Raw genomic sequence first — 15,132 nt, 5'->3', positions numbered from 1 at the left:
AACGCGACGCTTCTACGATTCCGCCGCTGCTGCCCTTCGACGCCGCCCTTCGGCGTCCAGCGTGCCCAAGGAATCCGCCCCCATGTCGTCCCACGCTCCGCTCCGCCGCACTCTGCTGGCCTTGCTGGTCTGTGCTTCGCTCCCTTCGCTGGCCGCTGCTGAAACCGCCCCCGGCACTGACGCCCAGTCGGCCACCACGCTCGATTCGATCTCGGTGATCGGTCGCGGCGAAGCCCGGCAGGTGCAGCGCGTGACCGCCGAGGACATGAAGGTGCTGCCGCCCGGCGCCAACCCGCTGAAGCTGCTGGCGACCAAGCCGGGCGTGCATTTCGAATCGGCCGATGCCACCGGCGCGTACGAATGGTCCACCACCATCAGCCTGCGTGGCTTCAACCAGAACCGCCTGGGCTACACGCTCGATGGCATTCCGCTGGGCAACATGGCCTACGGCAACAGCAATGGGCTGCACATCAGCCGCGCGGTGATCAGCGAGAACCTGGGCGGTGCCGAAGTCTCCACCGGCATCGGTGCGCTGGGTACGCCGTCCACCAGCAACCTCGGCGGCGTGTTCCAGTTCTATTCGATCGATCCGTCCACCGAGTATGGCGTGGTGCTGGCACAGAGCGTCGGCAGCGACAGTGCGCGCCGCAGCTATGCGCGCCTCGAGACCGGTGAACACCAGGGCTTCGCTGCCTACCTGTCCGGCGTGTACTCCGAAGGCGACAAGTGGAAGGGCAAGGGCTCGCAGGAGCTGAAGCAGTTCAACGGCAAGGCCACCTACAATTTCGGCGCGGACAGCAGGATCACCGCGCTGTTCAACGCCTCGCGCCGCGTCGAGGCCGACTACCAGGACCTGTCGCTGGAGATGATCGATCGCCTCGGCTGGGACTGGGACAACTACGCGCCGGACTGGGATCGCGCGGTGGCCGCCGCACGCGGCACGTTCAGCGGCGGCGTGAACAGCCCGTGGGACGCGTACTACTCCGGTCACGGCCTGCGCAATGACGACCTGTCCAGCATTGCTGGCGATTTCGGCCTGAACGAGTCGATGCGCCTGAAAGTCAACGTCTACAACCACAGCAACCGTGGCCAGGGCCACTGGTTCAGCCCGTCCAATCCATCCAACCCGGGCACCAGCCGCGAGATCCCGATCTCGATCCGCACCACCGAGTATGCGATCGACCGTACGGGCGTGACCTCGGCGTTCACCTGGAACGTCGGTGGCCACGAACTGGAAGCGGGGCTGTGGTACGAAGACAACGGACACAGTGTGCAGCGCAACTTCTACTACATCGACGGCCCGATCACCGACGATTTCTTCCTGCGCAATCCCGACCAGCGCGTGTGGCACCAGCGCTACACCACCATTACCCGGCAGTTCTATGTGCAGGACCGCTTCCGCCTGTTCGATGACCGCCTGACCATCGACATCGGTGCAAAGTCGCCCAACACCCGCACCCGCGTGCGCACGCCGCTGGGCAGCTATGCCAACAACAGCAGCCTGACCTCGAAGAAGGGTTTCCTCCCGCAGGCTGGCTTCAACTTCAAGCTCAACGAAGGCAACGAGATCTTCGGTTCGTTCGCCAAGAACATCGCGGCCTATGCACTGGGCGTGGGCAGCCCGTTCAACGTGCCGCAGGCCGCATTCGATGCCAGCGCCAAGACGCTGAAGCCGGAACAGTCGCGCACCCTCGAGCTGGGCTGGCGCGGCTACGGCCAGGGCTATGAAGCCTCAGTGGCGGTGTACGACGTGAAGTTCGACAACCGCCTGCTGGCCATCGCGCAGTGCGTGGGCATCCTCGGTTGCCCGGCGCTGTTCTCCAACGTCGGTTCGGTGACCAGCCGCGGTGCGGAGGCGACCCTGCAGCTGAAGCCGATGCAGGATCTGACCTGGTCCAACGCGCTGTCCTGGAATGACAGCACCTACGACAACGACTACGTGAACAACGGCGTGGTGCCGACCCGCGGCAAGACGACCGTCGACACCCCGGAGTGGATGTTCGCCAGCACCCTGGCGTGGACCCCGGGCCCGTGGGACCTGCGACTGGCCGCCAACCATGTCGGCAAGCGTTACGTGACCTATACCAACGACGTGTCGGTGCCGAGCTACTGGCTGGTCAACGCCTCGGTGGCCTATGACTTCGGCACGCTCGGCCCGGCGCAGAACCTGACCGTGGCGCTGAACCTGACCAACCTGACCGACAAGCGCTACCTGTCCTCGATCAACACCAACGGCACCTATGCCGCCGACCCGACCCGCAGCCTGGCGACCATGCAGGTCGGCGCGCCGCGGCAGGTGATGGCGACCGCGACCGTGCACTTCTGATGCGCGGGCCTGTCGATCCGGAAAGCCGTCGTCGCCTGCTGCGCATGGCGTGGCAGGGCACGGGAGCGGCGATCGCACTGGCGGCGATGCCGGGGCTGGCCACGGCCGGCCCACGCCCGCGGCTGGGACGTGATCCGTTCACCCTGGGCGTCGCCGCGGGCGATCCGGATCCGCAGGGGGCCGTATTGTGGACGCGGCTGGCGCCGGACCCGCTCAATGGCGGTGGCATGCCGTCGCGGGCGGTGCCGGTGCGCTGGTTCGTGGCCGAAGACCCCGGCATGCGCCGGCTGGTGCAGCGTGGCGTTGCCGCGGCGGTGCCCGAGTTGGCGCATTCGGTACATGTGGAAGTCAACGGCCTGCGCCCCGGCCGTGACTACTACTATCGCTTCGCCTGCGATGGCGATGAGGAAAGCGCGGTCGGCCATTTCCGCACCGCGCCGCTGCTGGACACGCAACTGCAGCAGGTGCGGCTGGCGCTGTGTACCTGTCAGGCGTGGAACAGCGGCTACTACCCGGTGCTGCGTGACATCGCGCAGAGTGATGTCGACCTGGTGCTGCATGCCGGAGACTACCTCTACGAATACAGTCCGCTGCAGAACGCGCGTGGCAGCACGCTGGATGCCGAGCGCTTCAGTGGCGAGACCGTCAGCCTGGAGCGCTATCGCGACCAGTATGCGCTGTACAAGCTCGATCCCGATCTGCAGGCCGCGCACGCCGCACACGCGTTCGCGGTGATCTGGGATGACCACGAAGTGCAGAACGATTACGCGGGCATCCACCCGGAGAAGCCCGGTGTCTCGACGGAGGACTTCATCGTTCGCCGCGCCGCGGCCTACCGCGCGTTCTACGAACACCTGCCGATGCGCAGCACGCCTGCGGGCAATGGTGGGCTGCGCGTGCATCGGCGCCTGCGCTATGGCGATCTGGCACAGCTGACCCTGCTGGACTGCCGCCAGTTCCGCCCGGCCAATCCCTGCGGTGTGGGCGAGTCGCCGCGCTGCGAGGCGGCCCTGGACCCACGCATGAGCATGCTGGGCGCGGGCCAGGAAGCGTGGTTCGCGCAGTCGATGGCGGCCGCACGCGGCTTGCGCTGGAACGTGGTGGTGCAGCAGCTGCTGATGGCGCAGCTGCGGCTGGACGGCGGCACGCCGCGTGAGCGCTTCTGGAACGACGCCTGGGACGGTTATCCCGCCGCACGCAAGCGGCTGCTGCAGGCACTGCAGGCGGGCGGGCAGGGCAATGCGATCGTGCTCGGTGGTGACTGGCATTCCACCTTCGTCAACGACCTGAAGCTGGACTTCGATGCCGCCGGTGCCCCGGTCGTGGCCACCGAATTCATCGCGCCGGCAATCAGCAGTGGCGGCGACGATGCACCCTATGGCCCGTACTACGGCCCGTCGATTCCACAGAATCCGCATATCCGCTACTTCGACGGCGACCGTCGTGGTTGGTGGAAGCTGCAGCTGAACCGGCAGACCGTGGATACCGAACTGCGCTTCGCCGACAGCGTGCTGCGCGCCGATGCGCCGGTGCGTACCGCAGCGCGCTTCCAGGTGTCCCACGGCCGCCCGGGCGCAGTGCAGCTCCTGTAGAGCCGAGCCCACGCTCGGCTGCTTCTGGAAAGCCGAGCGTAGGCTCGGCTCTACAACGGCGGTGGACCGGTTTCATCGCCCCCAGCCGGGTTTCGTCGCAAACCGTTTGCGGCCGCCGGGGCAGGGCGCCAAGGTGTCCGCAGGCGGCAGGGTGCCGCCGCAAGGAGACCGTGATGAAGACCCTGTTCGCGCTCGGTGTGTGGTGCCTGCTGTTCGTGCTGTGCTGGCCGCTGGCGATCCTCGCCCTGATCGCCTGGCCGTTCGTCTGGCTGCTGAGCCTGCCGTTCCGCTTGGTCGGCATCACCTTTTCGGCGCTGTTCGCCTTCCTGCGCGCGCTGTTCATGCTGCCGGCGCGGTTGCTGGGTGGCCGGGCGGTGGCCGCATGAGGGCTGTGCTGCTGATGGGTCTGGTCCTGTTGCCAGGCCCGGTGCTGGCAACACCGCCCGGGCCACCGTCGGCGTGGCTGGAGCGCCAGCAGGCAGCCGGTGCCGATGAAGCGAATGCTGCGGGGGCGAAGGCTTCGACGGCACCCGAGGCCAAGGAGCGCTGCCGGGTCACGAAGCAATGGAAGGTCGGCGAGACGGTGGTGCAGCACAGGGTCTGCGACGATCCGCCGAAGAGGCCGGCTGGAAAGGTGTAGCGCCGAGCCCATGCTCGGCGGGCTTTGGCAGGGCAGCCGAGCGTGGGCTCGGCGCTACACCGCGCAGCCAACAAAAAACCCCGCCGAGGCGGGGTTTTCTGTTTGCAGGGGGAGGGCCGGCCAGCGGTCGGCACCCGCCCGGATGCAGGTCAGTTCGCCTTGTGGATGGCGCGCTTGCTGACCGCCATCGCCGCGTCGTGGATTACTTCCGACAGCGACGGGTGGGCGTGGCAGATGCGGGCCAGGTCATCGGCCGAGCCGCTGAACTCCATGGTCAGCACGCCTTCGTGCACCAGCTCGGAGACGTTGGCGCCGACCAGGTGCATGCCGAGGATGCGATCGGTTTCGGCATGGGCCAGGATCTTCACGAAGCCTGCCGGCTCGATCATCGCCACCGCACGGCCGTTGGCGGCGAACGGGAAGCTGCCGGCCTTGTACGGAATGCCTTCGGCCTTCAGCTGCGCTTCGGTCTTGCCGACCCACGCCAGTTCCGGCTCGGTGTAGATGACCCACGGGATGGTGTCGAAGTTGACGTGGCCCGGCAGGCCGGCGATCAGCTCAGCCACCGCGATGCCTTCCTCGAAGCCCTTGTGCGCCAGCATCGGGCCGCGCACGCAGTCGCCGACCGCCCAGACGCCGTTGACGCCGGTGTGGCAGTGCGCGTCGACTTCGATCTGGCCGCGCTCGTTGATCTTGACACCGGTGCCTTCAGCCAGCAGGCCCTTGGTGGCGGCGCGACGGCCGACGGCCACCAGCAGCTTGTCCACGGTCAGGGTCTTCTCGCCTTCGCTGTCGGTGTAGGTGACAACGACTTCCTTCTTCTTGCCCTTGCCGGTGATCTCGGTCTTGGAGACCTTGGCACCGAGGCGGATGTCCAGGCCCTGCTTCTTGAATTCCTTGGCAGCGGTCTTGGCCACTTCGGCGTCGGCCACGGCCAGGAACTCCGGCAGTGCTTCCAGGATGGTGACTTCAGCGCCCAGGCGCTTCCACACGCTGCCCAGTTCCAGGCCGATCACGCCGGCGCCGATCACGGCCAGGCGGTTCGGCACTTCGGTGAAGTCCAGGCCGCCGACGTTGTCGACGATGGTCTCGCCGTCGAACTTGGCGAATGGCAGTTCGATCGAATCCGAACCGGCCGCGATGATGACGTTGGTGCCCTTCAGCTCGACGATGGAACCGTCATGCTGGGTGACCTTGACCACGTTGCCCGGCTGCAGCTCGCCGAAGCCGTAATACGCGGCGACCTTGTTGGCCTTGAACAGCATGCCGATGCCGCCGGTGAACTGCTTGACGATCTTGTCCTTGCGGCCAATCATCGCCTCGACGTCGATCTTGGCATCCTTGAAGCTGATGCCGTGGTCGCCAAAGATGTGGCCCATGTTCCAGAACTGGCGCGAGGAATCCAGCAGCGCCTTGGACGGGATGCAGCCCACGCGCAGGCAGGTGCCGCCGAGGGCCGGCTTGCCGTCCTTGCCCAGCGCTGCGTCGATGCAGGCGGTCTTCAGGCCCAGCTGGGCCGCGCGGATGGCAGCGTGGTAACCGGCCGGGCCGGCACCGATGACGACGACGTCGAATTGTTCAGCCATTGAATTATTCCTTGATGCATTACCAGAACCCCTCCGCGCAGGCGCGGAGGGGCGGGAGGTGTCTTACAGGCCGAACAGCATGCGGCCCGGGTTTTCCAGCTGGTTCTTGATGTCCACCAGGAACTGCACCGAATCCTTGCCGTCGATGATGCGGTGGTCATAGGACAGCGCCAGGTACATCATCGGCGCGATCACGACCTGGCCGTTCTGGGCGATCGGACGCTCCTTGATGGCGTGCATGCCCAGGATGGCGCTCTGCGGCGGGTTGATGATCGGGGTCGACAGCAGCGAACCGAAGGTGCCGCCGTTGGTCACGGTGAAGGTGCCGCCCTGCAGTTCGTCCAGGCCCAGCTTGCCGTCACGTGCCTTCTTGGCGTAGTCGGCGATGGTCTTTTCGATGTCGGCGAACGACATGCGCTCGACGTTGCGCAGGACCGGCGTGACCAGGCCCTTCTCGGTCGACACGGCGATCGAGATGTCCGAGTAGCCGTGGTAGATGATGTCGTCGCCGTCGATCGAGGCGTTGACCAGCGGGAAGCGCTGCAGCGCGTTGGCGGCGGCCTTCACGAAGAAGCTCATGAAGCCCAGCTTGATGCCGTGGGCCTTGACGAACTCGTCCTGCAGTTCCTTGCGCGCAGCCGAGACCTTGGACAGGTCGACTTCGTTGAAGGTGGTCAGCATGGCGGTGGAGTTCTTCGACTCCATCAGGCGCTCGGCGATGCGCTTGCGGATGCGGGTCATCGGCACGCGTTCTTCCGGACGTGCACCACCGGCCTTGCCGGCGCCGCCGTTGCGGGCGAAGTTGACGATGTCTTCCTTGGTGACCGCGCCGCGACGGCCGGTGCCGTCGACGTCGGCCGGGTTCACGCCTTCGGTGATGGCGGCGAAACGGGCACCCGGCGGCAGGGCATCGGCGGCCGACTTGGCAGCCGGGGCCGGGGCGGCAGCGGCGGCCGGAGCAGCAGCGGCCGGGGCAGCAGCGGCAGCCGGAGCGGCTTCAGCAGCCGGAGCCGGGGCAGCAGCCACGGCGCCTTCTTCGATGATCGCCACGACCTGGCTGGAGGTCACGGTCGAACCTTCGGCGAACTTGATTTCCTTCAGCACGCCGTCGACCGGCGACGGCACTTCCAGGACGACCTTGTCGGTTTCCAGGTCAAGCAGGTTTTCGTCGCGCTTGACGGCGTCCCCCACCTTCTTGTGCCAGGTGGCGATGGTGCCGTCGGCGACGGATTCGGGCAGTACCGGGGCTTTGACTTCGGTGGCCATTGCGGGAGCTTCCTGGTTTGTCTTCTAAATAGGGGGAGGATTATTCAGCGAACGTGTCGTTGAACGGGTTGACCAGTGCGTCGGCGACCAGCTGCTGCTGTTCGCGGACGTGGTCAGCCATGTGACCGGCAGCCGGCGAAGCCGAGCGTGCGCGACCGGCGTAGTGCAGGTTCTGGCCATCGGCCAGGCAGAACTGCAGGTGGTGGCGGATCTGGTACCACGCACCTTGGTTCTGCGGTTCTTCCTGCGTCCACACCACGTCGGTGGCCTTGCCGTACTTCTTCAGTTCGGCAGCCAGCAGCGCACGCGGGAACGGATACAGCTGCTCCACGCGGATGATCGCCACGTCGTCCTGGCCACGCTTGGTCTGGTCTTCCAGCAGGTCGTAGTAGACCTTGCCCGAGCACAGCACCACCCGCTTGACCTTCTTGGCGTCCGCGTTGGCGTCGCCGATCAGGTGCTGGAACTCGCCGTTGGCCAGTTCGTCGAGGGTCGACACGGCCAGCTTGTGGCGCAGCAGCGACTTGGGCGACATCACCACCAGCGGCTTGCGGGTGGTCAGGTGCTGCTGGCGGCGCAGCATGTGGAAGGCCTGTGCCGGAGTCGACGGCACCACAACCAGCATGTTCTCCAGCGCGCACAGCTGCAGGAAGCGCTCCAGGCGCGCCGAGCTGTGTTCCGGGCCTTGCCCTTCATAGCCATGCGGCAGCAGCAGGGTCAGGCCGGAGATGCGGCCCCACTTGGCTTCACCGGCGGCGATGAACTGGTCGATGACGACCTGGGCGCCGTTGGCGAAGTCGCCGAACTGGCCTTCCCAGATGCAGAGCGTGTTCGGATCGGTGGTGGAGAAGCCGTACTCGTAGGCCATCACCGCTTCTTCGCTCAACAGCGAATCGATGACGGTGGCCTTCTCCGGCGAATCCACCAGCTGCCGCAGCGGCATGTAGTAGTTGTCGGTCTTCTGGTCGTGCAGGATCGCATGGCGATGGGTGAACGTACCGCGGCCGACGTCCTGGCCGACCAGGCGCAGTGCCTTGCCTTCGTCGAGCAGGGTGGCGTAGGCCAGGTTCTCGGCAAAGCCCCAGTCGCCCGGGATCTCGCCGGCGGCCATCCTGCGGCGGTCGTCGTAGACCTTGGCCACGCGCGAGTGCAGCTGCACGTCTTCGGGGATGGTGTTGATCAGCTTGGCCAGCTCGACCAGCTTGTTCTTCTCAACCTTGGTCGAGATCGGATCGGACAGCTTGCCTTCCAGCAGCTTCGGCCAATCGACGAACAGCGGGCTGGTCGGCGGGGTCTTCTCGACCTTGGCCAGTTCGGTGGTCACTTCACCGGCATCCAGCTTCTCGCGGTAGGCATCGACCATCGCCTTGCCGGCGCCGGCGGCGATCACGCCCGCCTTCTCCAGCTGCTCGGCGTACATCTCGCGGGTGGTCGGGTGCTTGCGGATCACCTGGTACATCAGCGGCTGGGTGATCGCCGGTTCGTCGGCCTCGTTGTGGCCCCAACGGCGGTAGCACATCAGGTCGATGACCACGTCCTTGGCGAACTTCTGGCGGAACTCGAAGGCCAGCTGCGCGGCGAACACCACCGCTTCCGGATCATCGCCGTTCACGTGCAGCACCGGGGCGGCGATCATCTTCGCCACGTCGGTGGCATAGCGCGTGGAGCGCGTATCCAGCGGGTTGGAGGTGGTGAAGCCAACCTGGTTGTTGACCACGATGTGCACGGTGCCGCCGACGGCGAAGCCGCGGGCCTGCGACATCTGGAACAGCTCCATGACCACGCCCTGGCCGGAGAAGGCCGCGTCGCCGTGGATCAGGATCGGCATGACCTGCTTGCGCGCGGTGTCCTTGCGGCGCTCCTGGCGCGAACGCACGGAACCCGCCACGACCGGGTCGGCGATTTCCAGGTGCGACGGGTTGAAGGCCAGCGCCAGGTGCACCGGGCCGCCTTCGGTGGCGACGTCGGCAGAGAAGCCCATGTGGTACTTCACGTCGCCGGCAGAAGCGTGCTCGTCGTGCTCGAACTTGCCTTCGAATTCGTCGAACAGCTTGCGCGGGTTCTTGCCCAGGGTGTTGACCAGCACGTTCAGGCGGCCGCGATGGGCCATGCCGATCACCACGTCCTTGACGCCATCCTTGCCGGCGCTGCGGATGATGGTGTCCATCATCGGGATCAGCGAGTCGCCGCCTTCCAGCGAGAAGCGCTTCTGGCCGACGTACTTGGTGTGCAGGTAGCGCTCCAGGCCTTCAGCCGCAGTCAGGCGTTCCAAGGTGCGGCGCTGGGTGTCAGCGTCCAGCTGGTAGTTGCCACCGGCCGCTTCCAGCTTCTTGTAGATCCACTGGCGCTGCTCGACCTCGGAGATGTGCATGAACTCCGCACCGATCGAGCCGGTGTAGGTCGCCTTCAGGCGTGCGAGCAGGTCGCGCAGCTTCATGCGCGGCTGGCCGCCGACGCCGCCGGTGCTGAACTCGCTGTTGAGATCGGCATCGGACAGGCTGTGGAACGGCAGCCCCAGGTCCGGGGTGTTGACCGGCGCGGCCAGGCCCAGCGGGTCCAAGCGGGCGTCCAGGTGGCCGCGCGAGCGGTAGGCGGTGATCAGACGACCGACATTGCGCTCACGCTCGTCGCCCGCACCGTTGCCGGTGCCGGCCTTCAGCGCTTCCTTGGCCGCGTCCGCAATGTGGGAGATGACGGCCGAGTGCGGAATGTCGCCTGCTTCGCGGCCCTTGAAGCCGTCGAAGTAGGTCTTCCATTTGGTATCGACACTGTCCGGGGAGACCAGGTACTGCTCGTACAGGTCCTCGACATAGGAGGCGTTGCCGCCGGCGAGTTGCGAAGATTGCGCAAACTGCTTCAGTTGATTGTCCACGATGGAGGGTGTTGATTCGCTTTGTGGGGTATGGCTTCAGAAGGACCCGGCAGGAAGATGAATAGCCCTGCGCGGGCGCGTTCAAACAGCCAAATTGTACCCCCATCCGGACACGAAGGGGCACCACCACGGGCATCCCGGGTCCCCCGGTGCCGCTTCCAGACAGGTTGAGTGGCGGTGCCCGCTCAGATACCGAGCGCGCGCAGTTCGCTGCAATCGCGCGAACGGTCCCAGACGCGCTGCAATTGCTGCTCGAACGGCTGCGAACGTGCAGGCAGCGCGATGCCGGCCTCGCCGTCAAGGCGATGACCGATCAGACGAAAGTAGAAGTCGCCTGCATCATTGAGCAGGCAGGCCGAGGCCAGCGCACGGTCGACCGGGTCGCTGACCTCGCGGAACTGGATCACACTGGGCAGGCGCTGGGCCAAGGCCAGCAGCGGCGCGCCCGCAGAGGCGATCGCCGCTGCATCGTGCACGATCACCCGCAGCTGCTTGTCGTGGCGGGCGGTGACGAAGCGGCGCAGGGCGGCCTGTACCGGCGCCGCGTCCAGCAGGCCCGGGTCCAGCTGGCGGCTGTGCAGCCACAGCTGGCGGCGGGCGCGGTGGACGATGGCCGTGGTGATGGCCACCGCCTCGGCGCGGCTGTCGATGGCGCTGGCCGCGCCCAGCCGGCGGCGCATCTGCTGGTGGCCGATGCCGGCCTCCTCGAACGCCTCGCCCTCGGGCAGGAAGCCCTGGCGTGCGTAGAAATCACGCGCCGGCAGCTGCGCGTGCAGGTGCAGCTCGGCCAGGCCGAGCCGGCGCCCGGCCTCGACCAGCGCCTCCAGCAGGGCTTCACCGACGCCGCGGCTGCGATGGCTGGCCAGCACCGCCATGCGGCCGATACGGCCATCCGGGGCCAGCCGACCGGTGCCGACCGGCTGGCCGTCGGCGTCCAGGGCCAGCACGTGGGCACAGACCGGGTCCAGCGCATCACGCTCCAGTTCGGCGGCGATGCCCTGTTCCTGCACGAACACCCGCTGGCGTACCTCATGGATGGCGATGTGGGCGTCTGCGTGGCTGACCTGCTGGACCCGGATCATGGCAAGGCTTAGGGGCGACCGTAGTCGCTGTCGTCTTCGTCGTGGTCTTCGAAGTTGACGATGACCTCGATTCCGTCGTCGTGCACGGTCACGGTGTGGACATCGTCGGACACCGCATCGGCGTCGATCGCGTCGACACGGTCACGGCCTTCGACCACTTCGCCGAGCACCACGGCGTCTTCGCCGTCGTCCTCGTCTTCAGCGTCATACACCTCGTTCGGATCGATCAACTGGAACACGCCACCGACCAGCAGCTGCTGGACCACCGCGCGGCCCTTGTCGGAGAGGCCGCGGTAGGCGGCGGCGTCGAGCTGCTCGGCACCGGCCAGGCGCTGTGCGTCCTTCACCGGCAACGCGAAGTCCTGGCCGCTGACATACAGGCTGGCACCACGCTTGGCCCGGCGCCACGCGAGGCGCGCCCACGGGTGGCGCTGCAGCAGCAGGCCCGAGGCCAGCGCTTCGACCACCTCTTCCTGTGCCGGCGCGGCCTGATGCGCCATCACTTCACCGGCAGCGCGGTAGGTGGTGATGAAGCGGCCGAACCAGTCGCCCAGCTTGTCCGGGTCGTTCATGCGGATGGCATTGAGCGCGGTGATCACCCGCGCCATCGCCACCGTGTCGATTTCGTTCGGGTCGGCCGGCACCTTCAGGTCGGCGTCCTGGTAGCGGATGTTCTCGTCGGCATCGGCGATCAGGGTGTCCAGGTAGTCGCTGATCAGCTCGGCCGAGGCCGGCGCGCGCATGCCGAACGAGAAGGTCAGGCACGGATCTTCGGCGACACCGTGGTGGGGCACGTTCGGCGGCAGGTACAGCATGTCGCCCGGCGCCAGCACCCAGTCATGGGTCGGCTTGAACACTTTCAGCAGCTTCAGTTCCACGTCCGGGCGGAAGCCCAGCGGCGGCTGCTTGCCCTTGATCGATTCGCTGGCATCGATCTGCCAGCGGCGGTGGCCATGGGCCTGCAGCAGGAACACGTCGTACTGGTCGACATGGGCGCCGACCGAGCCACCGGTGGCGGCGAAGCTGATCATCACGTCATCCATGCGCCAGCGCGGCAGGAAGCTGAAGTGTTCGATCAGTGCGCGCACGTCCTTGTCCCACTTGTCCACGTCCTGCACCAGCAGGGTCCAGTCGCGGTCGGGCAGGGCGGGGAAGATGTCTTCCTGGAACGGGCCGCTGCGCACGCGCCAGCTGTCCTGGGCCTTGTCGTGTTCGATCAGGCGCGCCAGCACGCCTTCCTCGCAGGCCAGGCCTGCAAGGTCTTCCGGCTGCACAGGGGTGTGGAAATCGGGGAAGGCGTTGCGGATCAGCAGCGGGCGTTTCTGCCAGAAGTCGCGCAGGAAGGTGGCCGGCGCCATGCCCAGCGGCTGGCCGGGGCGGGCGGTGACTTCAATGAGCGGAGCGGAGGACTTGCGGGCGGCCATGGGGGAATCCTTGCAGCGGAAAGCGGGAAGGGCGGCGCGGCGGGCCGCCAAGGGGGCCATTGTCCGACGTTCGTTGGGATTGCGCACGTGCGGTGGTTTGTCGCGGGGTGTCCGGCCAACGGCGGAGCCGCTCGTGGCGGGGGCTGGGTGGGTCGCTGAAAGCAAAAGCCGGGTTTGGCCGGGCGGGTGGGCTGCGCGGGGGACGCTGCAAGTACGTCCCTGTAAGCTTGGCCGCCGCATCCATGCGGCGGACACCCCGCGCAGCCCACCCGCCCGGCCCCTGACAGTTTCCTGCGCGGCCCGCCACGGAATGGAAGAAGAAAATCAAAGGCAACAGCGGGTCGCGCGCTGCGCTTGCTCACGCCCTTGTAGAGGCGAGCCCACGCTCGGCTTGCTGTTGCCCACGCGAAACGCAGCCGAGCATGGGCTCGGCTCTACAAAACCCCCACAAACAAGGAGGGACGCGGCGAAGCCGCGTCTCTCTTTCAAATTCCGTCCCGACAACCCAACGCTCTTCGATCCGTCACCGGAATCTGTCAGAGGTGGGGCGGGTTGGGTTCGCGGGGGTGTCAGCCGCATGGATGCGGCTGCCAAGCCTCCACGGACGGATTCACGGCGTCCCCCGCGAACCCAGCCTGCCCCGCCCAGCTAGCAGCAATCCTGAGCCGCTCTTGACGTTGATGTTGCTGTTGCCGTTTCCTGCCGCAGGCAGCGCCCGCGGCCGCCGCCGCAACGGAAACCCCTTAGATCTTCTTCGCCAGCGACTCGGCCAGGCCGGTGTAGCTGCCCGGGGTCATCTCCAGCAGGCGCTGCTTCGCATCCGCCGGCAGCTCCAGCCCCTGCACGAACGCACGCATCGACTCGGCGGTGATGCCCTGGCCACGTGTCAGCGCCTTCAGCTGCTCGTACGGATTCGGCAGGCCATGGCGGCGCATCACCGTCTGCACGGCTTCTGCCAGCACTTCCCATGCCGCGTCCAGATCCGCGTCCAGCCGCTGCGGGTTCACTTCCAGCTTGCCCAGGCCCTTGGCCAGCGAGTCCAGCGCCACCTGGCTGTGGCCGAACGCGGTGCCCAGTGCACGCAGCACGGTGGAATCGGTCAGGTCACGCTGCCAGCGGCTGATCGGCAGCTTCGCGCTGAAGTGCTCGAACAGTGCGTTGGCGATGCCGAAATTGCCTTCGGCATTCTCGAAGTCGATCGGGTTGACCTTGTGCGGCATCGTCGACGAGCCGACTTCGCCTTCCTTCAGGCGCTGCTTGAAGTAGCCCAGCGAGATGTAGCCCCAGATGTCGCGGGCCAGGTCGATCAGGATGATGTTGGCGCGGCGCGCGGCATCGCCGATCTCGGCCACGTTGTCGTGCGGCTCGATCTGCGTGGTGTACGGGTTGAACACCAGGCCCAGCCCGGTCACGAAGCGCTCGGCGAAGGCCGGCCAGTCAACGTCCGGGTAGCTGGCCACGTGCGCGTTGTAGTTGCCCACCGCACCGTTGATCTTGCCGGTCAGTTCCACCGCGGCGATCTGCCGGCGCTGGCGCTCGAGGCGGGCGACCACGTTGGCCAGCTCCTTGCCCAGGGTGGTCGGCGAAGCGGTCTGTCCGTGGGTGCGCGACAGCATCGGCTGGCCGGCCTGGGCATGGGCCAGGGTGCGCAGGGTGGTGGCAATGCCATCCAGGGTCGGCAGCAGCACCTCACGTCGCGCCTGTTCCAGCATCAGGCCGTAGCTGAGGTTGTTGATGTCTTCGCTGGTGCAGGCGAAATGCACGAATTCCAGCGCCGGTGCCAGCTCGGCGTCGTCCTTCAGCTGTTCCTTGATGAAGTACTCCACCGCCTTGACGTCATGGTTGGTGGTGCGCTCGATTTCCTTCACGCGTGCGGCCTGGGCCGGGCTGAAGTTGGCGGCCAGGGCGCGCAGGCGGGCGATGGCGGCGTCGGAGAACGGCGCCAGCTCGACGATCCCCGGTTCGGCGGCCAGGGCCAGCAGCCATTCCACCTCGACCACGATGCGGGCCTTGATCAGGCCGTATTCGGAGAAGATCGGGCGCAGGGCGTCGACCTTGCCGGCGTAGCGGCCATCGAGCGGGGACAGGGCGAGCAGGGCGGAATCGGACATGTCGGCAGGGCGGGGACGAGCGGCGGGGGCCATATTCTACGACGTGCCGGGCAGGCGTGCCCTGGAGAGCCGGGCCCACGCTCGGCTGCTCCGGGTAATCCAGCGCCCACGGGCCAGCCGAGCGCAGGCTCGGCTCTACAACACGGCCCTGCGGACAGAACGATCTGGCCCGCACTCGTCATCCCATGCTGCAGGCAAGGGAGTATCGTTGGCGCAGCCGCCAGCCCGGGAAG

General features: G+C 66.9%; 10 protein-coding genes. 4 read left to right on the top strand and 6 right to left on the bottom strand.

Translation table 11 applies throughout. The features are described 5' to 3' along the window. Positions 1 to 82: 82 nt before the first annotated feature. From QP512_RS13180 to QP512_RS13165, 4 genes are all read left to right on the top strand, one after another. Positions 83 to 2,326, top strand: a complete 2,244-nt coding sequence (locus tag QP512_RS13180; RefSeq protein ID WP_286069044.1) for a TonB-dependent receptor — start codon at positions 83 to 85, stop codon at positions 2,324 to 2,326. Then, positions 2,326 to 3,918 (top strand): alkaline phosphatase D family protein, encoded by a 1,593-nt coding sequence (locus QP512_RS13175; RefSeq protein WP_286069042.1) that lies wholly within the window; start codon positions 2,326 to 2,328, stop codon positions 3,916 to 3,918. The genes QP512_RS13180 and QP512_RS13175 overlap by 1 nt, the downstream gene beginning before the upstream one ends. A 173-nt stretch (positions 3,919 to 4,091) precedes the next feature. Beyond that, positions 4,092 to 4,304 carry a hypothetical protein gene (locus QP512_RS13170; RefSeq protein ID WP_010486834.1) on the top strand — a complete coding sequence of 71 codons (213 nt, stop codon included), beginning with the start codon at positions 4,092 to 4,094 and terminating at the stop codon, positions 4,302 to 4,304. Further along, the gene (locus tag QP512_RS13165; protein ID WP_286069040.1) at positions 4,301 to 4,558 is read left to right on the top strand and encodes a hypothetical protein; all 258 of its coding nucleotides are present in this window, start codon (positions 4,301 to 4,303) and stop codon (positions 4,556 to 4,558) included. Before QP512_RS13170 ends, QP512_RS13165 begins: the two co-directional genes overlap by 4 nt. A 149-nt stretch (positions 4,559 to 4,707) precedes the next feature. Here the strand turns inward: QP512_RS13165 and lpdA are convergent, their stop codons facing one another. From lpdA to purB, 6 genes are all read right to left on the bottom strand, one after another. Then, positions 4,708 to 6,144 carry a dihydrolipoyl dehydrogenase gene (gene lpdA / locus QP512_RS13160; protein WP_010486837.1) on the bottom strand — a complete coding sequence of 479 codons (1,437 nt, stop codon included), beginning with the start codon at positions 6,142 to 6,144 and terminating at the stop codon, positions 4,708 to 4,710. Between the two features lie 63 nt (positions 6,145 to 6,207). Next, complete coding sequence (gene sucB / locus QP512_RS13155) at positions 6,208 to 7,410, bottom strand: dihydrolipoyllysine-residue succinyltransferase (RefSeq protein WP_286069038.1); 1,203 nt, start codon at positions 7,408 to 7,410, stop codon at positions 6,208 to 6,210. 40 nt (positions 7,411 to 7,450) lie between these two features. Then, the gene (locus QP512_RS13150) at positions 7,451 to 10,282 is read right to left on the bottom strand and encodes a 2-oxoglutarate dehydrogenase E1 component (protein ID WP_286069037.1); all 2,832 of its coding nucleotides are present in this window, start codon (positions 10,280 to 10,282) and stop codon (positions 7,451 to 7,453) included. Positions 10,283 to 10,467: 185 nt separating this feature from the next. Then, positions 10,468 to 11,364: a GNAT family N-acetyltransferase gene (locus QP512_RS13145; protein ID WP_286069036.1), complete on the bottom strand. Its 897-nt coding sequence runs from the start codon at positions 11,362 to 11,364 to the stop codon at positions 10,468 to 10,470. 8 nt (positions 11,365 to 11,372) lie between these two features. Further along, positions 11,373 to 12,788, bottom strand: a complete 1,416-nt coding sequence (locus tag QP512_RS13140; RefSeq protein ID WP_286069035.1) for a cupin domain-containing protein — start codon at positions 12,786 to 12,788, stop codon at positions 11,373 to 11,375. Between the two features lie 743 nt (positions 12,789 to 13,531). Then, a complete protein-coding gene (purB, locus tag QP512_RS13135; RefSeq protein ID WP_286069033.1) occupies positions 13,532 to 14,899 on the bottom strand; it encodes an adenylosuccinate lyase in 1,368 nt (455 codons plus the stop codon). Positions 14,900 to 15,132 lie beyond the last annotated feature (233 nt).

The sequence above is a fragment of the Stenotrophomonas sp. 57 genome (assembly GCF_030291075.1).
Classification (GTDB): domain Bacteria; phylum Pseudomonadota; class Gammaproteobacteria; order Xanthomonadales; family Xanthomonadaceae; genus Stenotrophomonas.
The sequence above is the reverse complement of the archived record's forward strand: the minus strand, read 5'-3'. Positions and strand labels throughout refer to the sequence as shown.